The following is a 22,669-nucleotide window of genomic DNA, read 5'->3' as shown; positions in this document are numbered from 1 at the left end:
GAACAGGCCTTAGAAGAAACTTTATTATTAAAGCCTTCTAAAAGTTTATCAGAAAAGGTGGGTGTTTTTTTGGTTGATTCATTCATTTCGGTTTTGAAGTGTGTTTCAGCTTTTATTATTAATCTGATACATTAATATAGTTTTTATAAACTATCTCTATAGATAAAGGCGTTGCTATTATGCAACGCTTTTTTTATGAATAAACTGCTTACTTTTTTATTAGTTTCTTTTGTAATATTAGGCTGTAAGCCTAAAGATACTGTTCCTCTTAATGAACTTTCCAATGTGGCATTTGTAGTCTCTGGTGGTTCAAAAACAGTAGAAGTCATAGATTTAATAAATCAGGAAGTGGTGAATAGTTATCTTCTCACCAACGATTCTGAGCGGTTTCCCCACCATGTTTACTTATCAAGAGATAAGAAAATGTTGGCTATAGCTAATCCCAAGTACGACTTTTCTAACGGTCATTTAGGACTCCATGGAAAGGAGATAGGAGGTGGCGTGATTATTCTAAATGCCCATTCTGGAGCCAAACAACTAGCGTATGATGTGCCTTTCGCCAATCATAATGCTCTTTTCTCTCCAGACAATTCAGAGATTTGGACCACTGGAATGAGTCATTCAGGAAAGGCGTTTATTCATGACGCCGCCACAGGAAACGCTAAAACAGAAGTGCTTTTAGATGCAGACCCTTCAGAAATCATTTTTACAACAGATGGAAGAAATGCTGTGGTGAGGAGTGGAGAAAGTACTTTTCTTCAATTTGTGGAGGTAGCTGCGAAAGAATTAGTGAAAATAGTGAAAGTAGATTTATCTGCAGGGAATGTTTGGGAAGGCTATGATAACATCGTTTTGGTCTCTAATTCAGATAAAAAATCAGTCAATTTTGTGAATACAGATAGCTATGTGGTCACAGATTTTATAGACTTTAATTTTTCTCCAGGTTTTTTGACTTTCAATGTATTAACAAAAGAGTTATGGGTTTGCAATTCGGCTGGGAACAGTGTTGAGATATTTAAGAAAGAAGGGGGAGTTTGGGCCAACACCCACAAATTAGAATTTGCGGATGCCGACCCTCACATGATTAAATTTTACGAAGCCGGAGAGAAAGCATTGCTCATCAATCAAAAAGAAAATACTGCTGCTTTTATAGATACAGAAACCAAAGAAGTCTTAAAGACGATAACGGTTGGTCAAAAACCTAACGGAATTGCCATTCTTTAGTTCTTGGCTGGAACGCTTGCTCTTAAGGCTGTGATTCCTTTTTCTACGGCTTCTTTAAAGAATGGATAGACTGGGTCGGTAGCACCTAAGTTTTGAGCTTTTAAAGCCATTTTAAGTGCGTCCGTATTTCTACCCATTTCTTTTAGTATAACAGATTTAATCCAAGTGTTTCTAAAAGTCTCTTTTAATAAAATGGACTTATCGGCATATTCTAGGGCTGTGCCTAAATCCATTTTTTTGTTCACCATATATTCCGCAGCTTGCTGAAAAGCACCTGCAGCTTCATCATTTCTTGTGTTTACTTCTGAGATTATAGTGCTTTCATTATCCACAGAAAGTGGTAAACTAACACCCGTGTGCTCCCAGTAAATATTTAATCTAGCCATGTCTTCGTGGACATCGGAAATATCTATTGTGAAGGTTTCAGTAAAGTCTACTTTGTTAGGTTTTACTGAAACGATTAATGCATTTTTAGATTTGTCGTAATCGTTCTGTGTGGTGTTGATTTCGGTATTAAAAACCACTTTCCACTCTTGCTCGCCGGGGATAGATAAAATGGCGTATTCTCCTGCCTTTAGTGTTTGACCACTAATTTTAATATCATTAGAAATCTTTATCTTTGTGGCGGCATTGGCACCTGTACGCCATATTTCACCATATTTTAATAGACCACCAAAAATGGTTCTTCCTTTAACACCAGGTCTAGAGTAGTCTACAGATATTTTGGTAACTCCGATGGTTTGAGAAAAATTGGCTCCCGGACTAGGTTGTGGTGTAACCTGAGCTTGAAGGTGAAATGACATAAATGCCAGAAGAATTAAACTTAAAATTGATATTTTCATCGATTGTGTTTTTTGTATAGAACTATAATTGTTAAAAGATATTTCAAAACTACCATTTTAATGAACAGAAACGACCTCATTTCATATTTGAAAAAATATGTAGCATTTAATCCTGAAGAAGAATTAATGAAGGAAAGGTTGCTTGATTTTGTAGAAAAGCATCAAAATTGTTTTGATAGAGAGCTTTTAATAGGTCATGTTACGGCTTCTTGTTGGGTGGTAAATGAGCATAAAACAGAGGTACTTTTGATAAATCATGCGAAACTAAATAAGTGGCTGCAGCCCGGTGGACACTGTGATGGAGATGCCGATGTTTATGCTGTTGCTAAAAAGGAATTGGTAGAAGAAACGGGTTTAATGCCTTTATTTGATAATTCTGCAATTTTTGATGTAGACATCCACGACATACCCGAAAGAAAGGGTGTGCCATCTCATGAACACTTTGATATTAGATTTTTATTTGTGGTAGACCAAAACCATCCCTTAATGCAAAATCACGAAACCAACGGAATGGCATGGTTGTCTCTAGATAAAATTCAAGACTTTACAAAAGAGGAGAGTGTCCTAAGGATGAGAAATAAAATGACTTTTTAATGTATTAAATCTGTATAACTATTCAATAAAGATTCTCTCAGTGGCAGAAAAGTTATCGTTAAAAACTCTTAGAATATACAAGCCAGCGGCCAATTCATTCTTATTTAAAGCCAATTCAAATAAATTTCTTTTAAACGTATCTGAGTAAACTTGTTTCCCTTTGGCGTTGGTTAGAACCACATTGAATGTCGCCCCAGGATCTGTTTTTGTGACTAAAACTTTCACATTCCCGTTACTTTCAGTAGGATTAGGGAATACAATAATATCTTTTTCGGTGTTATGAACCAATCTTTTCAATGAAGCCAATTCATAGGCCCTCTCAAAATTAGGAATTCCATAGCCCAATATATTATCGGGTTGGTTTGCCTGTGTTCCAGACGCCAGCAAGGTTTCTCTAATTTCTGTTGCTGTTAAATCAGGGAAAGCTTGTCTCAGTCCAGCCACAAGGCCAGTAATCAATGGAGCCGCAAAAGAAGTGCCATTTGATGTTCCAACAAAATTACTAGGATAAGCTACCGTGGTTCTTCCACCTTGAGCGGCTATTTCTGGTTTGATTCTATTATCTGCACTTGGGCCTATAGAACTAAAGCTCACATAATTTTGGTCTGCGTCTACTGCGGCAACTGCTATTACAGAATCCCCATCTGCAGGGGCGGTGATATATTTCCATGCTTTGTTTCCTTCATTTCCAGCGGATACCACTACTATAATACCTTTCGCCGCCAACCAGTCAGCCGCTCTTGTAATCAGTGCTTTGTTCCCATCTAAATCTGCATAAACGTAGTCTTGTTCACTGCCATCAAAGTCTGCGTACCCTAGTGATGATCCCACAATATCGACGCCTATAGAATCTGCTCTTTCTGCTGCAAAAAGCCAATTGGCTTCTTCCAGTTTAGTTTCAGAAGCTACATTTTCGGTGGTGTATAATACAAAAGAAGCATCAGGAGCAGTTCCCACCATTTGCCCATCTAGTTTGGCTGCGATGCAGCTCAAAACGGAGGTGCCATGAGAATGGGCGTCGTAAACAGAAGTGCTGGTATTGACAAAATTAAAAGTTTCAAGAACTCTTTTTTCTGCAAAAAGACTTTCAAAGACATCTAATTTATCGGCATTGGAATATCCAGAATCTAAAAGGCCAATTAAAACACCTTTTCCTGTGTAATTTTTCTGATGCATAACATCTGCCCCTAGCATAGCCAATTGATTAGAAGAAGTTCCTGGGTCAATGGTTGGTATCTCTCCTAAACTCATATTCCCAGTTTTTATCCTAGCTGATGCTTTTTCAAGTCCTAGGGCGTAGTTACCTTCTAGACCTTTTACGAAAGACATAGCCAGAACCTCGCTTAATTTTTCTTTAGGAATATCTATCAGTGCTGCGTTTAACCATTTGCTAGTGAATTTTACGGCTATGCCGGCAGACTGAAGACTTTTTAGGTATGCTGGATTAACAGGTAAATCTTGTTCCGTAATATTTATGCCTTGTTTTTGCCTTCTTTCCACAGAACGAATAGATAAAAACTCTTGAGGTTTTTCTATACTATAAGGGCTACTTGATTTGTCTTTGAAAACAACAAGATACTTATTTTGACCAAAAAGAAAGGTACTTTGCGTAAGCAGCAAAAGCAATAATGACTTTTTCATATAACAGTTTATAAGAATAAAAATACGAAACTGCGTCTTACGAAGATGTTTTTGTATGATTCTTTTTGAAAAACAGCCAGAAAAAAGAATTATCCTGATTCTTATTTGCCTTTTACAAAGGTGGCATCTGTAATTTCTCGCTAGTAAATCAAAGGATCTTTAGGCATTAAAACTTTTAAGAATCCAACCACCACCTATCACGTCATCCCCTTCATAAAAAACGGCTGCCTGACCTGGAGCAATCGCACTGATAGGTTCGTTAAAAATAACTTCCATTTTATCATTCCCTATCTGAGACGCCATGGCTGCCGCAGCAGGAGTTTTGTATCTTATTTTGGCAAAAGTCTCCTTTGGCTGACCCAGCAAGTCTGTATACTTCTGCATATTGAGTTTACCTACATGCATGGCATTTTTGAATAAGTGCTTTTCAACTCCAAGTATAACTTCATTGGTGTCTTTTCTGATTTCTGTAACGTAAACTGGATATCCCAAAGCAATGCCCAAGCCTTTTCTTTGACCTACTGTGTAGAAAGGGTAGCCTTCGTGCTTTCCTACTTTTTGACCAGATTCTAAAACAAAATCGCCGCCTTTTACGCGTTCTTCCAAACCATCCACTCGTCTTTTAAGAAATCCTCTGTAGTCATTATCAGGAACAAAACAGATTTCATAAGATTCAGATTTGTTAACGAGGTCATAGAAACCTCTTTCCACGGCCATTTCTCTTATTTCTTTTTTTGTAAGCTGCCCTAATGGAAGTTGTGTTCTGGAAAGGCTGTCTTGAGAAATTCCCCAAAGCACATAACTTTGGTCTTTTAATTCATCTTTTCCTTTCGATATGACAAACCTGCTATTTTCTTCTCTTATATTGGCATAATGTCCAGTTGCTAAAAATTCACAATCCAAATTATTAGCTCTTCTTAAGAGAGCATCCCATTTTACGTGGGTATTACACAAAACACAAGGGTTTGGCGTTCTTCCTTCTAAGTATTCACCGGTAAAATGGTCTATGACGTAATCGCCGAATTCTTCTCTGATGTCTAGTATATAATGTGGGAAGCCGAGGTTTACAGCAATATTTCTAGCGTCGTTTATGGAATCTAAGCTACAGCAGCCTGTTTCTTTTTTGCTTCCTCCAGAGGCGGCATAATCCCATGTTTTCATGGTCATTCCTATAACCTCATATCCTTCTTCGTGCAGTAATACTGCTGCCAGAGAGCTGTCAATACCGCCACTCATGGCCACTAAAATTCTTCCGTGTTTGCTCATTGAACTAAATGGGTTGAACGCCCATCGTTTATATTTTAAATAAAATTCCTTTTGTCCAAGACTGATTATCAAATCCTGCTAAATACAAAGGTACAAACAATAGAAAGTGAAATGAGCAGATTTTAGTTCTTTAAAATGTTTTAATCTTGCTAATTGACATTAAATGGCTATCGCAATCATTTAATTATCTTCTTGAATTATTGTTTTGTCTTAGGTCTTTTAAGGATTAGAACCCTATTTTTGCGACAAATAAAGCAAACTATGTTAAAGAGAGAAGTATTGGTCAATGGCATTTCTAACCTTTCAGATGCACGTTATTGTGCGGGGATGTTTGTTGATTATTTATGTTTTGAATTAAATTCAGAACATGCAGACCATATTCCTTTAGAGAAGATTATTGAAATTAAAAATTGGGTTAGTGGTCCCAAGATAGGAGGTAGGATAAGTAAGTGGCCTAAGGATATCACTAGCGAGCAGTGGTCAGGATTGGGTTTAGATTATTTGATAATTAGCCATCTAGATTTGGTAGATAGTGCAAAAGGAAAAGTCTCCGAATTGTTTTTTGAATTAACAGAAGAAAACTCAAGTTCAATTAATTTGGAGGATTTTGACCATGTTTTATGCTCTTCCCTACAGGTGGGCCAAGACGTAAATCACCAATCACTTTTTGTGGGTGGTGATGTGAATTTAGATAATCTGGAAGATTTTTTGAATATTGGTGCTTTAGCTGGAATTGCATTAACGGGTAATCATGAAGTAAGGCCCGGTCAAAGCAACTATGAGGATTTAATGGATGTTTTGGAGGCTTTAGAAGAGGAAGATTAGACGTATAGGACATAAGGTAAAAAATGTCAAACATTAGATGTAGTAGTTTATCCAGTTTTGTAACCATTCGTGTAGTTTGTAATACATAGTACCACTTTGAGGTATACCTTTGAAATGAATTAATACAAATTATAAATGAAAAAGAATGAAAAAAAACTTAGAAGAATTAAGAACTCCGATTCGGTTTTAGGAGGCGTAACGCAGGGCTTAGGAGAGTATTTTGAGATTGACCCTACCATATTTAAAGTGTTATTTGTGGTTCTATTTTTTACTCCTTTACCCGTATTTATTACTTATTTAATTTTATGGGTAGTTTTGCCAGAAGAAGATAGAGCGTTTAGTTACGCCAATGACAATGACAACCCAGCACTTAAAACATCAAATTTTAATAATATGAGCAATCATTCATCAAAAAACGGAAATCTTGTAGGAGGTATTGTCCTTATCTCTTTAGGAGCCATTTTTGCCTTTCGTACATTCTTTGATATTAACTTATTCAGTTATATCGGTAAAATGTGGCCATTATTTTTAATCGGACTTGGCGTATGGATTATTATAAGAGATAAAGACGATAACGATAACTTTAAATCTAATTACAATCCTCCTTCAAACCCAGATCAAGGAACTTCAAATGTGGAAACATTTTAGTCTATGAAAAGTAGAAGTAATGTTTTCTTGGGAGCCATTTTAGTGGCTGTTGGGGCTATTTTGTTAGCATTCAACTATGATTTGCTTGAGTTCAATTACACTTTTAAAACGGTGGCGAAATTTTGGCCTTTATTATTAATACTGGCTGGTGTGGCAGTTTTACTTCATGAGAAAAGGTCTTTTTATAATCCTACTACCGCTCTTTTGGTAGCTTTTGCTATACCTCTTGGTATATATAGTGCGGCTTCTGATGGCGTAGAACATCTAAAAACGGAATTTGAAGATGATTTTCATTTCGATTGGGACGAAAATGACGAAGATTGGGATAATTCTTTTAAAGATGGAAAATCTTATAAGGATGGATCAGAAGAGAAACAAAACGGAGATAGAATAGAACAAAACTTTAATGTTCCGTTTTCGAATAACTTAGAGGAAGCCAGTTTAAACTTTGGTGGTGGTGCTGCAGAGTTTCATTTGAAAGAGGCCAAAGGAGAACTTTTTAAGGCAACTACTTTGCTCAATTCAGGAAGCTACAGGCTTTCAGATGAACTGAAGAACAATCATCATCAAATAGATTTTGATATGAAATCTAGAAAGAATAAGAGCTTTAATTTCGGTGATAACGACCACAATGAAATATTCTTAGAACTAAGCACTAAGCCAGTTTGGAGGATTGAAATGGGCATAGGTGCGGGCGATTTAGATTTTGATTTCAGCAATTTCAAAGTTAAATCCTTAGAAATTAAAACTGGAGCAGCGGCAGTGAATGTTAAATTGGGAGATAAATTAGAAAAGACTGAGATTAAAGTGGAAAGTGGGGTCGCCAAAGTGGATATTTCTGTTCCAGAAAGCGTAGGATGTGAAATTAAGATGGACGGGGCTCTTAATTCTAAAGATTTTTCAGGTTTTGAACAGGATGGAAGATCTAGATGGAAGACTTCAAATTTTGATACGGCTTCAAAAAAGATTTACATAGACATGTCTAGCGGTCTTTCTTCTGTGAAAGTCAATAGATATTAATAAAGATACTTCGCAGATTTTAAAAGACCAGTTTAATTCTCAAAACTGGTCTTTTTTATGTCTAATCTTTATATTTCAATGCTTTCACAGGACTGATTTTCAAAATAGATAGGGTTGGGATAATCACTATCAAGCTTACTAAAATCACGGTGGCCAGATTGACCAAAATGAATGTCGGCCAGTGCCATGAAATGGGCACATAAGCCATATAATAATTTTCTGGGTCCAAGGGGATGAGTTTAAATTTGTCTTGAATAAAACAAAAGCCAAAAGCTATTAAATTTCCAATGGCCAGACCCTTCAGAATAATTAAAACGGCATTTGAAATGAAAATTTTCTGAATTAAACCATTTCTAGCTCCTAGAGATTTTAGAAGACCAATCATGGGTGTTCTCTCCATAATCATAATTAGCAATACGGAGACCATGTTAAAACTAGCCACAACTATAATTAAGAATAACACAATAAAGATGTTTCTGTCTAGGAGATTGAACCAATCAAAAAATTGGGGTAATAATTGAGTGATTTTATGAATTCTCTGGTCTTGTGGAATGAATTCATAAAGTTGTTCTGTGGTTTTATCCAAATCATTGAAGTCTTTCAAGAAAACTTCTAAATGACCAATTTCATTATCATCCCAGTCGTTTATTCTCCGAATAAGATTAATGTCTACAATGCCATAGCTGTTATCAATATCTTCAATGCCAGTATCATAAATACCTACTATTTTAACCTTTCGTGCCCTTGGAGGCTCTTGGATAAAATAAATTAGAATTTCATCATCCAGTTTAACATTTAGGATTTTTTTAAGTTTCCGGCTTAAAATTATTTCTTTGGCATAGCCTGAAGAGTCTTGTTGAATAACTCTTCCTTCAACGATATTATCCTCAAAAATGGCCCAGTTATATTGCTTATCCACCCCCTTTAAAAGCACTCCGGAAATCTCTTCTTCAGATTTGAGTAAAGCGGATTTTAGGACAATTGCATTTATCGAAGCTATACTTTCATTATTGGAAATTAGTTCTTCGATTTCTTGATTAATTACGAAAGGACTTTCCTCAAAAGATTGATTCAGTGTAATTTTACTTATCTGTAAATGAGCGGACATGCTAAACAGTTTCTCCTTAATGGTATCTTTAAAACCAAATAAGACAGAAAATGAAAGTATAATGGCCGCCACACCAATAGCAATACTTGTGATACCGATATTGATGACAGAAGCAGAAAAGGTCTTACCTTTGGTCTTTCTGATTTTCTGAGCCAAGAAATATTCAGTATTCATTTTATATATATGGACAAAATATTAAGTCTTCTGTTTGTATTTATGATAGGACTATCTCCTATCAGCTGTAAATCTAAAGCAAACTCTTTAGAAACGCCCGAAAAAATAAAAGTAGGTGCAGAAATGATGGAAAAGTACCTGCCTTTATTGAAAGATAAAAAAGTAGGACTCATCATTAATCATACTTCAACCATTGGGCAAACGCATCTTCTGGACTCTTTATTAAGCAGAGGAGTGCAAGTCAAAGTTATTTTTGCACCGGAACATGGCTTTAGAGGAACTGCTGACGCAGGTGCTCATATTGACAATTCTAAAGATGCAAAAACGGGTATCCCAATAGTTTCTCTTTACGGAAAAAATAAGAAACCTACAAAAGAGCAAGTGCAAGATTTAGATATCCTACTTTTTGATATTCAGGATGTTGGTGTTCGTTTTTATACCTATATCAGCACGCTACATTATATCATTGAAGCATCAGTTGAAAATAACAAACCTTTAATCGTACTGGACAGGCCAAATCCTAACGGACATTATGTGGCTGGACCTGTTTTAGAGAAGGAGTATAAGTCTTTCGTAGGAATGAATCCTATACCAGTAGTTTATGGTTTAACTATAGGTGAGTTGGCCATGACCATAAATGGTGAAGCTTGGGCGAATAAAACAAAAAGTAATTTAACGGTAATAAAGTGTGAAAACTATACGCACGCCTCACCATATTCATTACCTATTAAGCCATCACCGAATTTACCAAACCTTCAATCTATTTTATTGTATCCGTCGATTTGTCTTCTTGAACCAACAAAAATAAGTGTGGGTAGAGGCACAGATATTCAATTTCAGGTTATAGGTGGACCGGATGTAAATCTTGGAAGTTTTCATTTTATCCCGACAGACAAGCCTGGGGCTCAGAACCCTGTTAACGAAGGGGTGGATTGTTATGGCAGGGATTTAACTCAGGTTAATGCCATGGAAATGGGTTTTGATTTAAGTTTACTATTTGATTTTTATAGAAATTATAAAGACAAGAAGAACTTTTTTTCCAGTGAGAGCTTTTTTAATCTTTTAGCCGGTAATAGCTGGATTTTGGAAGATTTGAAATCAGGGAAAAATGTTGAAGAAGTTGAAATGAAATGGCAGGATGACCTGATAGCATTTAAAAAAATAAGAAAAAAATACCTTTTATATACAGATTTTGAATAATGGAAGAGAAAATACTAATTATTGATTTTGGTTCACAATTGACTCAGTTAATAGCTAGACGTGTTAGAGAGCATAATGTTTACTGCGAAATCCATCCGTTTAACCATTTTCCTGAATTAGATGATTCTATAAAGGGTGTGATATTGTCTGGAAGTCCGTGTTCTGTTAGAGAGCAAGATGCTCCAATGGTGGATTTAAAGGGTATCATTTCTAAGGTTCCTGTTTTAGGGGTTTGTTACGGAGCCCAGTTACTGGCTCACAGTTTAGGAGGAAACGTAGAGGCCTCTACCACGCGAGAGTACGGTAGAGCTATATTAGGGAAGATAGAAGATAACAATCCCTTATTTACAGATATTGCTGTTGGTACACAAACTTGGATGTCGCATGCCGATACCATTACCAATTTGCCTTCAAACGCCCGAGTGATAGCCTCTACGGATTCTGTAGAAATGGCGGCTTTTCAGTTTAATGATGCTCAAGTTTACGGTATACAGTTTCATCCTGAAGTAACACACAGTACGGATGGAAAAACATTGCTAAAAAACTTTCTGGTAGGAATTTGCGGGTGTAATCAGAGTTGGACTTCGGATTCTTTCGTAGAAACTTCTGTAGCCGAGTTGAAAGAGCAGTTAGGGGGTGATAAAGTAGTTTTAGGTCTATCTGGTGGTGTGGATTCCTCGGTAGCGGCCATGTTAATTCATAAGGCCATTGGCCAAAACCTGTATTGCATTTTTGTGGATAACGGTCTGTTGAGGAAAAACGAGTTTGAGGAAGTACTTGAGTCGTATAAAGGTTTAGGATTGAACGTAAAAGGTGTAAATGCTAAAGATAAGTTTTATGACGCATTAAAAGGCTTAACAGACCCAGAAGCTAAAAGAAAGGCGATAGGGAAGACATTTATTGAAGTTTTTGATGACGAAGCTCATCAGATTCAAGATGTAAAGTGGTTGGCTCAGGGTACTATTTATCCGGATATTATTGAGTCTGTTTCTGTAAAAGGGCCATCCGCTACCATTAAATCTCATCATAATGTAGGTGGATTGCCAGACTACATGAAATTGAAAATAGTAGAACCGCTTAAGCTATTATTTAAAGATGGTGTGAGAGAGGTGGGAGCAGCTTTAGAAATGCCTAGATCTATTTTAGGGCGACATCCTTTCCCTGGACCGGGCTTAGGAATTAGAATCTTAGGAGACATCACTGCAGAAAAAGTAAGAATCTTACAAGAGGTGGATTATTTCTTTATTCAGGGTTTGAAAAATGAAGGTTTATACGACGAAGTTTGGCAAGCAGGCTCTATGCTGCTTCCAGTACAAAGCGTAGGCGTAATGGGAGACGAAAGAACATATGAAAGTGTAGTGGCTTTAAGAGCGGTAACCAGTGTGGATGGCATGACGGCAGATTGGGCACACTTACCTCACAGTTTTTTAGCAAACGTTTCTAATCAGATAATTAATAATGTAAAGGGAGTAAATAGAGTGGTTTACGATATTAGTTCTAAACCGCCAGCTACAATAGAATGGGAGTAAGTAATCTCCTTTCTAAAATATATATTCAATATCTAAAGACTAATTTTAGTTTTTAGATATTGAACCTTCTAAATCTAGTGTTGAATTTTTAGTATTCCCTTTATTTGATTCAATCAATTTAATTTTGTGATTCTTGAATCTTCTTAATTCTAACCATTGGCTAAAAGCTAGATAGATTCCAAAAATGGAAATTACATAGATCGACAAGGCTGTATTGGTGAAAAAAGTTCTTAAACTGTATGTAAAGACAGAAAGTAAAATAGTCATACCATACAGTGTTAAAGAAGATGCCAAGTGTGATAGACCGTTGTCAACCAACAGATGATGTAAGTGTAGTCTATCTGCTTCAAATGGAGATTTTCCCTTCAGAATTCTTACCGCAAAAACTCTTAATGTGTCAAAAATAGGGACACTTAAAAGTGATAAGGCTATCACAGGAGCACTTACAAAATGTTGTCCAGGAGAAAAATTAGCACCTTCGTTTAGACTTATAAACCTTACGGCAAATATGGTTACGAGGTATCCAATAATGAGTGAACCTGTGTCTCCCATAAATATTTTACTTCCTTTGGAGTAATTATACCGAAGAAAGCCAAGAAGTGAAGCTGCCAAAGAAAAACTCAAACAGGCCATTGACCACTGGTCATTGAGGAGGAACCACCATCCAAAGCCGCCACTGGCTATCATAGCAATTCCACCAGACAAACCATCAATGCCATCAATAAGGTTGAAAGAGTTTATGAGTGCCACAAAAATGAAAATAGTGAACAATACACTGATAAGGTAAGGCAGTTCATGTATTCCGAAGATACCAAAAAAGCTATTTATCCTTAAGTCTGAACCAACCACTACTAATATAGAAGCGATTACTTGAGAGCCGATCTTTTTCAAAGGGGCTAATGCGTAAAGATCATCCTTAAGACCTAAGAAGAATAGAATTAAAAGACCTGCAAATATCTTATGCATAAGATATCCTTCATCTTCAAAATTCCATAACATGTAGCCTATCAAAGTGCCCGCAAAAATAGCGATGCCACCAAATGTAGGAGTCGGGGATTTATGAGAACTCCTTTTTACAGGATTTTCCATAAGTCCTCTCAACATACAAATGTTTCTTATAACAGGAATGGAACGCCAAGTGACTGTAAGCGATAAAATGATACTAAGGAAAATTTGCACGCTTGGGTCACCAACGATTTCTTCAAATATTAATTTCACTCAAAAAAAATCTAAGTAATGGTCTAATAGTAATCAAAAATAGGAATTTAATCTTAATTCCTACTTAAAAAGGAAAATAGCCTCGCTGAAACTTTATTTAAGGGTTGAAAATCTATAGAATTACCCTTTTTCGAACAAAAACTGCTGGGTTTCCACTCCAGATTTCATAAGGAGGAAGATTTTTGCTAAGTATAGAGCCTGCACTCAAAACGCTATGCTCATGGCAAATAACGCCAGGGGTAACCAGACTTCTTGCTCCAATCCAAGTCCCATCTTCGATGATTATTTCGCCTACCATTAAGTCAAAGGTCTGACTTTTATAGTTGTGGTTACCTGTTAATAACATGGCGTCTTGAGACAGACAGGCATGAGCACCTATTTTCACCAAAACAAGATTATCAATCCATACCTTTTCTCCGATCCAAGCAAAATCTCCTATCTCCAGTAACCAAGGATACTTTATGTTTACCCGCGGTTTAATCATGACTTTCTTCCCAATCTTGGCACCAAATGATTTTAAAACATATACTTTAAAACCGGTGGGTAAAGGTAAATAAGAATTGATGGTAATTCTTCCTATAATCATCCATAATATCCTTCGAAATAAGGAGCCATGGTTGTACCAGGAGTTGTCGTATCTAGACAGGTCTACTTTACTCATTGATTTAGTCTTTCAATTAACATGCTGCTTTTTTGCCTTCCTTCTTCCAGTTTATCTGAAAGGAAGAGTTTTGTCCTTTCAAAATGACTTTCATAGCCCACTTTATCTCCTATCTCAACTATATGAGCCCATTCTTGTACAGAAGTGTGAAAAGCCAAATCGTCTTTTCTAATACTCTTATTGTATAGAGCTGCCTGCATAGATTCCTCTAACAAGCCTTCATGCATAAAAAGGTACTCAGCCATCCCCACTCTTAACTTGAAAGGAGGTGTTTGCACCACTTTATTTTTGTAAGGATTACTATCTAATCTAGCCCAAGTTAACACCATTGCTAACAGACTTAAATGAGAGTTGGGCAGATTTTCATCCGAATGATGTAAGGAATACTCTTTCATGAGCTCATCACTGAGCATGAGTGTACCATCAAAATCTGCAAAGACTTTGGTTTTGGCGGCTAATATTAAATCGTAAAAAGTATCCCGCTCTTCAGAAATCATTAATCCAAATATTTCATTTTCGGATTCCGCATAGGCTCTTACGTGATTTTTACCATACGGATTCATTAGAGCCATTCCAGCATATACATGGTGCTTGTAACTGAAAATGCGGAGTGTCATCAGCATTTTTAGGGTATCTAAACCGCTAGCGTGCAGTGGATTTATCCATGGATAAACGCCCCTGTGCATAAAGGAAGTACCTATACTCTCAAAACCAATATGGGTTACCACCTGTACATCGGCCATCATTTTATCATGAACGGCTGCTGAAGGCAGAATTTCTATTTTTGATCCTGTAAAAGAAAGCAGATGGAGCATCTCCTGAAATCTTTCATTGTCACATCTATGATTAATAGCAATTAAGGTTTGACCCACAGGATTCACATTTGGTCCATGGAGGGCATGAATGCTAGCAATGTTAACATCTGGACTAAGATACTTTTCAAAAGCTTCCATTTCTGGAGCTTTGATAGAAGTTTGTCCCGCCACTAAGGTATTCTTTTGAATTCCTGCGGCTACAGATTGAACAACGTAGTCAATATTCTCTGTTTCCACACAGAAGAGTAAAAAGTCCGAAACTCGAGCCACATCCAATCCTTCTTTCAACAAAACGATGGTTGTTTCGGAAAGTTTGACCTTTAAAGTCTCATAGTTGGCGGGTAAGTCACAACCAAAAACCTCATAACCGGCATTAGAAAAAATGTTTGCGTAAAGCAATCCCATGTCCCCTAATCCTATTATTCCTATTCTCATTTATGACCTATCGACTTTATGAGTCGCAAAAGTACCTAAAATATAAAAAACAGGCTTAAAGACTAATAAAAGAAAATATGAATAAGCCGAGTATAATTAGTCCGCTTAATACTGTTGCTGCTTTGGAGGCAAGAAAATTTCTTTTAGGCGATTTTGAATAGTAGTTATAATTGTTCATTGCTAAGTTTTTTTATTTGGAAAGCACTAGGTACTACAATACTAACCAAAGTAATTGAAATTTCAAAAATTACTGAAACTTAATATAAATCTTAAGTAAAAAACTTTTGGCAGAGGTCAATAGCTAGGTTACCTTTGTGGCTCAAAACAGCAATAGAAAATCTTAAATGAAAAAACTTAAAATTGCCATTCAAAAATCAGGAAGACTGAGCGACGATTCTGTTAAACTTTTTAAAGCTTGCGGAATTAAGTTTGAAGTAGGGAAATCAAAGTTGATGTCCGAGTCAAAAAACTTTCCAGCTGAGTTTCTTTTTTTAAGAGATGATGATATCCCAGGATACGTGGCAGACGGTGTAGCAGATGTTGGTATAGTAGGAGATAATGTACTTGTAGAGCATGAGTGTCATGTGAACAGAGTGAAAAGCTTAGGTTTTTCTAAATGCAGATTGTCTTTAGCGGTATCTAGAGATGTAGATTATTCTGGTGTTTCTTATTTTGAAGGGAAGAGTATCGCTACTTCTTATCCAAATATTTTGGGTAAGTTTTTGAAAGAGAATGGTGTAAATGCTCAGATTCACTTTATCAGTGGCTCTGTGGAGATAGCTCCAGGCATTGGTTTAGCTGAGGGTGTTTGTGATATTGTGAGTACTGGAGGTACATTATTAAGTAATGGACTAAAAGAAGTAGAACCTATTTTCAATTCGGAAGCCATTCTAATTGCCAATAATAGTTTATCTGATGAGAAGCTAGAACTGCTTGATAGAATTGTTTTTAGAATGAACGCGGTTCAAACTGCCGATACACATAAGTATGTTTTATTGAATGCTCCCAATGATAAAATTGAGGATATTGTCAATATCATGCCTGGTATGAAGAGTCCTACCATTACACCTTTGGCCAAAGAAGGTTGGAGCTCTATACATTCTGTTTTAAAAGAGAACGATTTCTGGGAGAATATTGAAGCGATGAGAAATATGGGTGCTGAAGGTATTCTCGTTATACCTATTGAGAAAATGATATTCTAGTTTTCATGGTGCTTAAATGCCAATTGAAAACACAAACCAGTAATTGATAATGAAGTTATTTGATAAACCTGAAAAGAAGGAATGGAAAGCTATTTTGGCTAGGCCAACGGCTGATATTTCTGAAATAGAAGGTAGGGTGCAGCCTATTTTAGAAGAAGTCAGAAGTAATGGTGATGAAGCCCTAAGAAAATTCGCTCTGACTTTTGACAACATTCTGTTAAACGATTTTGAGGTCAACGCTAAGGAGTTAGATGCAGCAGAAGCCGCTTTAAGTGAAGAATTAAAGGATGCTATCAAATTGGCTTATGCTAACGTTTATAAGTTTCATGAGGCTCAGAAATCTGAGCCAGAGATTATAGAAACGATGCCTGGTGTCCAATGTTGGCGTAAATCTGTAGGAATAGAAAAGGTAGGGATATACATTCCAGGTGGAACAGCTCCTCTTTTCTCTACCGTTTTGATGTTAGGTATTCCTGCTAAAATTGCTGGCTGTAAAGAAATTATCCTTTGCTCTCCGAGTAACCATCCAGCAATATTTTATGCCGCAAAACTAGTAGGTGTAACCAGCGTTTTTAGAATTGGTGGTGCCCAGGCGGTGGCTGCGTTAGCTTACGGTACAGAATCTGTTCCAAAGGTATCAAAGATTTTTGGCCCTGGGAATCAATATGTAACTGCTGCTAAACAATTGGTTAGCAAGGAAGGAGTAGCTATTGATATGCCTGCCGGTCCTTCAGAGGTGGCCGTTTTTGCAGATGATACTGCTCAAGCAGCTTATGTAGCAGCCGATTTACTTTCTCAAGCAGAACATGGCATAGATAGCCAAGTTATTTTGGTTTCTACTTCAGCAGCTATGATCACGGCAGTTCAGGACGAGGTATATAAGCAATTAGAGGAACTGCCAAGAAAGGAATTGGCGGCAGCTTCTTTAGAGAATTCAAAATGCATTTTAGTGTCTTCTCAGGAAGAGGCAATAGATATTTTGAACGAATATGCTGCGGAGCATTTGATTTTAGCAGTGGAAAATGCAGAAGAGATAGGGGAGAAGATTATTAATGCAGGTTCTATATTCTTGGGTAATTATACGCCAGAATCATGTGGCGACTATGCTTCAGGTACCAATCATACGCTACCTACAAATGGTTATGCGAAAGCATATTCTGGAGTTTCATTGGATAGTTTCGTTAAGAAAATAACTTTTCAAAAAATCACGAAAGAAGGATTGGAGAAACTTGGCCCTGCGGTTCAAATTATGGCAGAAGCGGAGTCGCTTCAAGGGCATTCAAATGCCGTGAAAGTAAGATTAAAGTAATCTTTATATAATTCATAAAAAATAAAGTGCATCTGAATTATTTCGGATGCACTTTATGATTTAACACACGCTAGTTCTCTTCTTTTAAGAAAGTCTTGAGCTTATTTACCATATTACTACTACCCGTGAAAAAAGGGACTCTTTGATGAAGTAAATCGGGTTTAATGTCTAAAACAGATTGAAAGCCATCCGTTTCTTCCCCACCGGCTTGCTGAGCCAAAAAAGCAATAGGATTACATTCGTAAAGTAAACGAAGCTTTCCTTTGGTGTCTATTTTGGTTTGAGGATACATATAAATGCCACCTTTTAATAAATTTCTGTGGAAGTCCGCTACCAATGAACCAACATATCTTGCTTTGTAGGCCGGTTTATTATTTAAAGGTTGTTTACAGAAATCTAAATAATCGTTTAAACCTTTTGAGAAAAAGGCACTATTACCTTCGTTTATGGAGTAGATCTCGCCATTCTCCGGTTGTCTCATGTTTGGATGAGAGAGATAAAAGGTGCCAATTGCAGGGTTTAATGTAAAGCCATTAACGCCTTGACCTGTTGTAAGAACCAGCATGGTGGAACTACCATAAATGATATATCCAGCGGCTATTTGCTTGCTGCCTTTTTGAAGGAAATCCTCAATTTCTACTGGTGTTCCAATTTTGGTAACTCGCTTATAAATAGAGAAAATAGTTCCTACAGAAACATTGACATCAATATTGCTTGAACCGTCTAAAGGGTCTATCAATAAGACATATTTGTTTTTGTTTTTTAAGTCAAGGCTATTAATGTTAATAAAGCTTTCCTCTTCTTCCGACGCTATACCGCAAACAATTTCTCGCTTCGTTAAAGTGTCAATAAAAGTGTTATTGGCCATTAAATCCAACTTTTGCTGAGCTTCGCCTTGGACATTGAAGTCTCCCACGCCGCCTAAAATATCCACTAATCCGGCTTTATTAACCTCGTGGTTTACCAATTTGGTTGCTAAGCCTATTCCGTTTAATAGTTTAGAAAGCTCGCCAGAAGAATAATTAGAAGACTTTTGGTTTTCAATGATGAATTCTCCTAAGGTCTGATGTTTAAGGTTCATTAGTTAAAGTTTGTACCCCTGTTAAGAGTTGTAATAAACTATCGTTTTATTTTTCCGGAAATATCTCCAGAAACCAAATTTTCGATTTCTTCAATGCTGGCCAGATTAAAATCACCTTCTATGGTATGTTTTAAAGCGGAAGCGGCTGTTCCAAAATTTAGAGATTCTTGGTCATTTTGTAAAACTATTTGGCCATATATAAAACCTCCTAAAAATGCATCTCCCGCACCAATCCTGTCAATAATAAGAGTAATGTCTTGTTTCTGTGATTTGATAAGTTCTTTACCATCAAAAAGCTTAGAACTTATGACATTATGGTGACTGCTATATTGTTTTCTTTTGGTGTCCACAATCTTCGTAATTGCCGGCAAAAGTTTCATTGTGTTATGACAAGCTTCCATGAATGCATCTGTTCCTTCCTTATAATCTACGCCAAGAATCTCTTTCATATTCACTTCATTGGCTAGAAGTATATTAGAAAAAGAAGCTATTTCTGGTAAAATATCTTTTGGTGTTTTCCCATATTTCCACTGGTCTTTTCTGTAAAAAATATCTGATGAAACAGTTATCCCTAATTTGTTGGCAGCTTTAACGGCCTCCAAACAGGCTGTTGCAGCATTTTGGCTAATGCCAGCCGTGATTCCGCTCCAGTGAAACCAATCGGCATCCTTTAATATTTCTTCCCAATTAAACCATGAGGGATCCAAGTTTTGAAAAGCCGAGTCATTTCTGTCATAAATGATTTGGCTGGCTCTCATGGAAGCTCCCTTTTCAAAGAAATATAAGCCCATTCTTTCTCCAGAAAGCTTTATGCCGGAGGTATTTATTCCTAGGAGCCTTAAATAGGAGGTGGCTTTTTTTCCTAATCTGTTATTTGGGAAAACGGAAACATGCGTAGCCTCTAAGCCAAAGTTTCTGAGCGAAGCCGCCACATTCATTTCAGAGCCGCCAAAAGAAACTTCTAAGCTATTTACTTGTTCAATTTTCTGATAATTTGGAGCGGATAATCGCATCATTACCTCTCCGAAAGTAACTACTTTTTTAGTGTTCATTTCCTTAAATTATTGACTAAACTCAGCAATTCATTATTGCTTTTTTTGAATCTTCCTAAAAACAATAAGACCTCCATGAATCCATAATGGCACACCATTGACTTTTTTGTTAAAGGGCTAATACTTAGTGAAGTTTAACCCGGTTTATGCATTGGAGAATCGTAATAAGTTTTAAAGAGCATTAAATCAGACATTTAAACGAGATTAGCATAGCACCGTTCTGGTGATAGAGCTAAAATTGGTTTACGAACTGATTTGATGCAATTTAGCTACGGTCCCGATAAAATCGGGAGATTTTCTAATGAAAGCGGATTTAAACTAATTAAACTTCACTAAGTATTATTATACACTTATATTCCTAATGCTTGACCACCACCAATTTGAATAGTTTCTGCAGTTATAAAAGAAGCATCTTTGCTCGCTAAAAATGAAACTACAGAAGCTACTTCTTCTGGTTGCCCTAATCTACCTAACAGGATATTGTTTTTCCATGAAGCAAAAACTTCTGGTTTGGTTGATTTAATTTGAGCGTGAAAAGGTGTGTCAATGGTACCTGGAGACACCGCATTAACCCTAATACCATCTTCTGCCAAATCTTTTGCTAACGCTCTTGTTATTGCATGTACACCGGCTTTAGAAGTACCGTATATTCCAGCTCCTGGTCCGCCAGCATTCCAAGCGGCATTAGAGGTATAGTTAATGATAGAAGCATTTTCTCCTTTTTTAAGGAATGGAATTGCAGCTCTAGAAGCAAAAAACACAGAATCCAAGTTTAAGGCCATTACGCTTCTGTAAAACTCCGTGGTCATTTCTTCAAACCTGGATCTTCCACCTAGTCCACCTGCGTTATTTACTAATACATCTATTCTTCCGTATTTCTCACCTATTTTATTGATGTTTGCTGTTACTTCATCTTCTTTCGTAACATCAAATCCGTAGTATTCAGCCGTAATTCCTTTTTCGGTAAGTTCTTTTATTCTTGCAGCACCATCTTCCGAATTTATACCATTTAAAATTACAGTATATCCATCTGTTCCAAGCCTTTTTGCTACTTCAAAACCTATTCCGCCGGTGGCACCAGTGATTATTGCTACTTGCCCTTTTACTTTACTCATTTTATAATTTGTTTGTTTTTTGATTAAAATGCTCTTTTTAATCGTTTAATGTTTGGTATGAAAATCCACACACTTAGCATGGTTATTACAGCTAATGCTGCACCTATAATAAAGGCAGGAGTGTAATTTCCGCCACTTGTTAACCAAGGAACTAAGTATGTTAATCCTGCGGCACCCAATTTGGCTGCCATACCTGAAAAACCTGATAATGTTCCTACTGTTTTTCCGTTGAAAATATCACTAGGTAATGTTTGTATATTACCAATAGCCGTTTGGAATCCAAATAGTATAACAGCCATTATTAATACGGCCGTTGTTGGACCACCTGGGCTAGCCATTGCGAATAAAGCAGGGAGCATAATGACACAACCCAAGGAGATGACCATTTTTCTTGTTTTATCCACTGTCCATCCTTTTTTAAGTCTGTTTTGTGCTAGTAAGCCACCAAACCAAGCACCAAACATGGCACCAACGTAAGGTACCCATCCATAAAGTCCAATGGCCTGTACGTTCATTCCGTAGACCTCATTTAAATAAATCGGTATCCAGAATACAAATAACCACCAGATGGGGTCAATGGCCGCAGTAGCTAAAATCACACCCCAGCTTTCTTTATGTCCTAATAACTCTTTAGTATCAGGATTATAGGTGTCAGCATCAGTTTCTTCGCTTTGATTTAGCTGTCCGCTTAAAATATATTCACGCTCGCTTTCAGTTAACCAAGGGTGTTTTCCTGGTGGTGATTTTACTAAAACAAACCAAGGCACCAACCAAAGTAAACCCACTAATCCTACAAGGATGAAAATATATTGCCAACTAAAATAGATGGAAAGAAATGCAATCATTGGTATAGAAATGATACCTCCTATAGCCGCTCCTGAGTTAAACAAACCTTGAGCAAATGCTCTTTCATTTGTTGGAAACCACTCTGAATTGGCTTTGGCAGCTCCTGGCCAGTTTCCTGCTTCTGCAATTCCTAAGATAGATCTAAAAAGTGCGAATATTCCGAAAGAGGTTGCTAAGGCATGAAGGGCGGTAGCTAATGACCAAACCCCTATCGATAATGCAAACCCTAAACGAGTTCCTATCCAATCAAATATTTTACCAAATATGGCTTGACCAAAAGCGTAAGAGAATACAAATATTATTGAAATATAAGAATAGATCTCTTTTCTTTCGTCACTGGTTTTATCGGGATATAAGTCATCTGCAATATCAGGCCAAAGCACATTTAGTGTTTGTCTGTCGATGTAATTAATTACAGTCGCAAATGCTATAAGGCCTATAACCCACCAGCGTAATCCGTTTACTTTCATGTTTTTCTATTTTAGGGATAAGTGCATCTCATAAGTTAGGGAAGGTTTATAAAAAATCTTCTCTAACGGGTGAGAAAAAGTCCAGTAATACGCCTTCTTCAATGCATACCGCTCCATGGGGAGCATGGGGTTTAATATAAAATACGTCACCAGTTTTTAATTGCTGAGTTTCGTTGTCGATTGTTACATCAAAAACCCCACTTTCTACATAAGAAGTTTGGCTATGGAAATGATCATGAATAGGACCAATTCCACCTTTTTTGAAGTGTACTTTTACGATCATTAGACTATCGTCATACGCCATGATTTTTCTTTTAACCATGTCGTTTAATTCTTCCCACTCCATGGAGTTGTCTTTAACAAATGCTTTTTGCAAATTTTCTGTCATTTTATT

The 22,669-nt window shown here is 36.8% G+C and carries 21 protein-coding genes; 9 read left to right on the top strand and 12 right to left on the bottom strand.

The window, feature by feature from the left end:
- Positions 1 to 195: 195 nt before the first annotated feature.
- Positions 196 to 1,224: a YncE family protein gene (locus tag ACTBZY_RS05955; RefSeq protein ID WP_463045431.1), complete on the top strand. Its 1,029-nt coding sequence runs from the start codon at positions 196 to 198 to the stop codon at positions 1,222 to 1,224.
- Here the strand turns inward: ACTBZY_RS05955 and ACTBZY_RS05950 are convergent.
- Positions 1,221 to 2,066, bottom strand: coding sequence for a DUF2911 domain-containing protein (locus ACTBZY_RS05950; protein WP_463045430.1), 846 nt, complete (start codon positions 2,064 to 2,066; stop codon positions 1,221 to 1,223). The two genes, ACTBZY_RS05955 and ACTBZY_RS05950, sit on opposite strands and share 4 nt — an antisense overlap.
- Positions 2,067 to 2,126: 60 nt before the next feature.
- On the opposite strand from ACTBZY_RS05950, the gene ACTBZY_RS05945 reads away from it, so the two are divergent.
- Positions 2,127 to 2,660 carry an NUDIX hydrolase gene (locus ACTBZY_RS05945; RefSeq protein WP_463045429.1) on the top strand — a complete coding sequence of 178 codons (534 nt, stop codon included), beginning with the start codon at positions 2,127 to 2,129 and terminating at the stop codon, positions 2,658 to 2,660.
- 18 nt (positions 2,661 to 2,678) lie between these two features.
- On the opposite strand, the gene ACTBZY_RS05940 is transcribed toward ACTBZY_RS05945, so the two are convergent.
- On the bottom strand, positions 2,679 to 4,301 hold the full coding sequence (locus ACTBZY_RS05940) for a S8 family serine peptidase (RefSeq protein WP_463045428.1): 1,623 nt from the start codon (positions 4,299 to 4,301) through the stop codon (positions 2,679 to 2,681).
- A 159-nt stretch (positions 4,302 to 4,460) separates the two neighbouring features.
- Entirely contained in the window at positions 4,461 to 5,567 is a 1,107-nt protein-coding gene (gene mnmA, locus ACTBZY_RS05935; RefSeq protein ID WP_463045427.1) for a tRNA 2-thiouridine(34) synthase MnmA, read from the bottom strand.
- A 261-nt stretch (positions 5,568 to 5,828) separates the two neighbouring features.
- On the opposite strand from mnmA, the gene ACTBZY_RS05930 reads away from it, so the two are divergent.
- The 3 genes from ACTBZY_RS05930 to ACTBZY_RS05920 all read left to right on the top strand — a co-directional run bounded on the left by ACTBZY_RS05930 (position 5,829) and on the right by ACTBZY_RS05920 (position 8,060).
- The gene (locus tag ACTBZY_RS05930; protein WP_463045426.1) at positions 5,829 to 6,392 is read left to right on the top strand and encodes a hypothetical protein; all 564 of its coding nucleotides are present in this window, start codon (positions 5,829 to 5,831) and stop codon (positions 6,390 to 6,392) included.
- Positions 6,393 to 6,527: 135 nt separating this feature from the next.
- Positions 6,528 to 7,040 (top strand): PspC domain-containing protein, encoded by a 513-nt coding sequence (locus tag ACTBZY_RS05925; protein WP_463045425.1) that lies wholly within the window; start codon positions 6,528 to 6,530, stop codon positions 7,038 to 7,040.
- A 3-nt stretch (positions 7,041 to 7,043) separates the two neighbouring features.
- Positions 7,044 to 8,060 carry a LiaI-LiaF-like domain-containing protein gene (locus ACTBZY_RS05920; RefSeq protein WP_463045424.1) on the top strand — a complete coding sequence of 339 codons (1,017 nt, stop codon included), beginning with the start codon at positions 7,044 to 7,046 and terminating at the stop codon, positions 8,058 to 8,060.
- Positions 8,061 to 8,121: 61 nt separating this feature from the next.
- Here the strand turns inward: ACTBZY_RS05920 and ACTBZY_RS05915 are convergent, their stop codons facing one another.
- Complete coding sequence (locus ACTBZY_RS05915) at positions 8,122 to 9,342, bottom strand: ABC transporter permease (protein ID WP_463045423.1); 1,221 nt, start codon at positions 9,340 to 9,342, stop codon at positions 8,122 to 8,124.
- Between the two features lie 9 nt (positions 9,343 to 9,351).
- Here ACTBZY_RS05915 and ACTBZY_RS05910 point away from each other — a divergent pair, with 9 nt between their 5' ends.
- Together ACTBZY_RS05910 and guaA are read left to right on the top strand one after the other, a co-directional pair.
- The gene (locus ACTBZY_RS05910; RefSeq protein ID WP_463045422.1) at positions 9,352 to 10,542 is read left to right on the top strand and encodes an exo-beta-N-acetylmuramidase NamZ family protein; all 1,191 of its coding nucleotides are present in this window, start codon (positions 9,352 to 9,354) and stop codon (positions 10,540 to 10,542) included.
- Positions 10,542 to 12,071: a glutamine-hydrolyzing GMP synthase gene (gene guaA, locus ACTBZY_RS05905; protein WP_463045421.1), complete on the top strand. Its 1,530-nt coding sequence runs from the start codon at positions 10,542 to 10,544 to the stop codon at positions 12,069 to 12,071. The genes ACTBZY_RS05910 and guaA overlap by 1 nt, the downstream gene beginning before the upstream one ends.
- A gap of 45 nt (positions 12,072 to 12,116) precedes the next feature.
- On the opposite strand, the gene ACTBZY_RS05900 is transcribed toward guaA, so the two are convergent.
- The 3 genes from ACTBZY_RS05900 to ACTBZY_RS05890 all read right to left on the bottom strand — a co-directional run bounded on the left by ACTBZY_RS05900 (position 12,117) and on the right by ACTBZY_RS05890 (position 15,200).
- On the bottom strand, positions 12,117 to 13,289 hold the full coding sequence (locus ACTBZY_RS05900; RefSeq protein ID WP_463045420.1) for a glycosyltransferase family 4 protein: 1,173 nt from the start codon (positions 13,287 to 13,289) through the stop codon (positions 12,117 to 12,119).
- A 112-nt stretch (positions 13,290 to 13,401) separates the two neighbouring features.
- The gene (locus tag ACTBZY_RS05895) at positions 13,402 to 13,950 is read right to left on the bottom strand and encodes a WcaF family extracellular polysaccharide biosynthesis acetyltransferase (RefSeq protein WP_463045419.1); all 549 of its coding nucleotides are present in this window, start codon (positions 13,948 to 13,950) and stop codon (positions 13,402 to 13,404) included.
- Entirely contained in the window at positions 13,947 to 15,200 is a 1,254-nt protein-coding gene (locus ACTBZY_RS05890; protein ID WP_463045418.1) for an NAD(P)-binding domain-containing protein, read from the bottom strand. The genes ACTBZY_RS05895 and ACTBZY_RS05890 overlap by 4 nt, the downstream gene beginning before the upstream one ends.
- Before the next feature lie 344 nt (positions 15,201 to 15,544).
- Here ACTBZY_RS05890 and hisG point away from each other — a divergent pair, with 344 nt between their 5' ends.
- Positions 15,545 to 16,402 carry an ATP phosphoribosyltransferase gene (gene hisG / locus ACTBZY_RS05885; RefSeq protein ID WP_463045417.1) on the top strand — a complete coding sequence of 286 codons (858 nt, stop codon included), beginning with the start codon at positions 15,545 to 15,547 and terminating at the stop codon, positions 16,400 to 16,402.
- 49 nt (positions 16,403 to 16,451) lie between these two features.
- Positions 16,452 to 17,711 carry a histidinol dehydrogenase gene (gene hisD / locus ACTBZY_RS05880; protein ID WP_463045416.1) on the top strand — a complete coding sequence of 420 codons (1,260 nt, stop codon included), beginning with the start codon at positions 16,452 to 16,454 and terminating at the stop codon, positions 17,709 to 17,711.
- Between the two features lie 70 nt (positions 17,712 to 17,781).
- On the opposite strand, the gene fbp is transcribed toward hisD, so the two are convergent.
- The 5 genes from fbp to ACTBZY_RS05855 all read right to left on the bottom strand — a co-directional run bounded on the left by fbp (position 17,782) and on the right by ACTBZY_RS05855 (position 22,663).
- The gene (fbp, locus tag ACTBZY_RS05875) at positions 17,782 to 18,792 is read right to left on the bottom strand and encodes a class 1 fructose-bisphosphatase (protein ID WP_463045415.1); all 1,011 of its coding nucleotides are present in this window, start codon (positions 18,790 to 18,792) and stop codon (positions 17,782 to 17,784) included.
- 38 nt (positions 18,793 to 18,830) lie between these two features.
- The gene (locus ACTBZY_RS05870; protein WP_463045414.1) at positions 18,831 to 19,844 is read right to left on the bottom strand and encodes a PfkB family carbohydrate kinase; all 1,014 of its coding nucleotides are present in this window, start codon (positions 19,842 to 19,844) and stop codon (positions 18,831 to 18,833) included.
- A 350-nt stretch (positions 19,845 to 20,194) separates the two neighbouring features.
- Complete coding sequence (locus ACTBZY_RS05865) at positions 20,195 to 20,959, bottom strand: SDR family NAD(P)-dependent oxidoreductase (RefSeq protein WP_463045413.1); 765 nt, start codon at positions 20,957 to 20,959, stop codon at positions 20,195 to 20,197.
- Between the two features lie 23 nt (positions 20,960 to 20,982).
- A complete protein-coding gene (locus ACTBZY_RS05860) occupies positions 20,983 to 22,275 on the bottom strand; it encodes an MFS transporter (protein ID WP_463045412.1) in 1,293 nt (430 codons plus the stop codon).
- A 46-nt stretch (positions 22,276 to 22,321) separates the two neighbouring features.
- Entirely contained in the window at positions 22,322 to 22,663 is a 342-nt protein-coding gene (locus tag ACTBZY_RS05855) for a cupin domain-containing protein (protein WP_463045411.1), read from the bottom strand.
- Positions 22,664 to 22,669: the final 6 nt, after the last annotated feature.

The sequence above is a fragment of the Arcticibacterium sp. genome, assembly GCF_055134445.1.
This window is presented reverse-complemented; position numbering and strand designations above follow the sequence as displayed.

Coding starts and splice junctions, on each gene's coding strand:
- ACTBZY_RS05955 (WP_463045431.1), top strand. CDS start 196: ATGAATAAACTGCTTACTTTTTTATTAGTTTCTTTTGTAATATTAGGC.
- ACTBZY_RS05950 (WP_463045430.1), bottom strand. CDS start 2,066: ATGAAAATATCAATTTTAAGTTTAATTCTTCTGGCATTTATGTCATTT.
- ACTBZY_RS05945 (WP_463045429.1), top strand. CDS start 2,127: ATGAACAGAAACGACCTCATTTCATATTTGAAAAAATATGTAGCATTT.
- ACTBZY_RS05940 (WP_463045428.1), bottom strand. CDS start 4,301: ATGAAAAAGTCATTATTGCTTTTGCTGCTTACGCAAAGTACCTTTCTT.
- mnmA (WP_463045427.1), bottom strand. CDS start 5,567: ATGAGCAAACACGGAAGAATTTTAGTGGCCATGAGTGGCGGTATTGAC.
- ACTBZY_RS05930 (WP_463045426.1), top strand. CDS start 5,829: ATGTTAAAGAGAGAAGTATTGGTCAATGGCATTTCTAACCTTTCAGAT.
- ACTBZY_RS05925 (WP_463045425.1), top strand. CDS start 6,528: ATGAAAAAGAATGAAAAAAAACTTAGAAGAATTAAGAACTCCGATTCG.
- ACTBZY_RS05920 (WP_463045424.1), top strand. CDS start 7,044: ATGAAAAGTAGAAGTAATGTTTTCTTGGGAGCCATTTTAGTGGCTGTT.
- ACTBZY_RS05915 (WP_463045423.1), bottom strand. CDS start 9,342: ATGAATACTGAATATTTCTTGGCTCAGAAAATCAGAAAGACCAAAGGT.
- ACTBZY_RS05910 (WP_463045422.1), top strand. CDS start 9,352: ATGGACAAAATATTAAGTCTTCTGTTTGTATTTATGATAGGACTATCT.
- guaA (WP_463045421.1), top strand. CDS start 10,542: ATGGAAGAGAAAATACTAATTATTGATTTTGGTTCACAATTGACTCAG.
- ACTBZY_RS05895 (WP_463045419.1), bottom strand. CDS start 13,950: ATGAGTAAAGTAGACCTGTCTAGATACGACAACTCCTGGTACAACCAT.
- ACTBZY_RS05890 (WP_463045418.1), bottom strand. CDS start 15,200: ATGAGAATAGGAATAATAGGATTAGGGGACATGGGATTGCTTTACGCA.
- hisG (WP_463045417.1), top strand. CDS start 15,545: ATGAAAAAACTTAAAATTGCCATTCAAAAATCAGGAAGACTGAGCGAC.
- hisD (WP_463045416.1), top strand. CDS start 16,452: ATGAAGTTATTTGATAAACCTGAAAAGAAGGAATGGAAAGCTATTTTG.
- fbp (WP_463045415.1), bottom strand. CDS start 18,792: ATGAACCTTAAACATCAGACCTTAGGAGAATTCATCATTGAAAACCAA.
- ACTBZY_RS05870 (WP_463045414.1), bottom strand. CDS start 19,844: ATGAACACTAAAAAAGTAGTTACTTTCGGAGAGGTAATGATGCGATTA.
- ACTBZY_RS05865 (WP_463045413.1), bottom strand. CDS start 20,959: ATGAGTAAAGTAAAAGGGCAAGTAGCAATAATCACTGGTGCCACCGGC.
- ACTBZY_RS05860 (WP_463045412.1), bottom strand. CDS start 22,275: ATGAAAGTAAACGGATTACGCTGGTGGGTTATAGGCCTTATAGCATTT.
- ACTBZY_RS05855 (WP_463045411.1), bottom strand. CDS start 22,663: ATGACAGAAAATTTGCAAAAAGCATTTGTTAAAGACAACTCCATGGAG.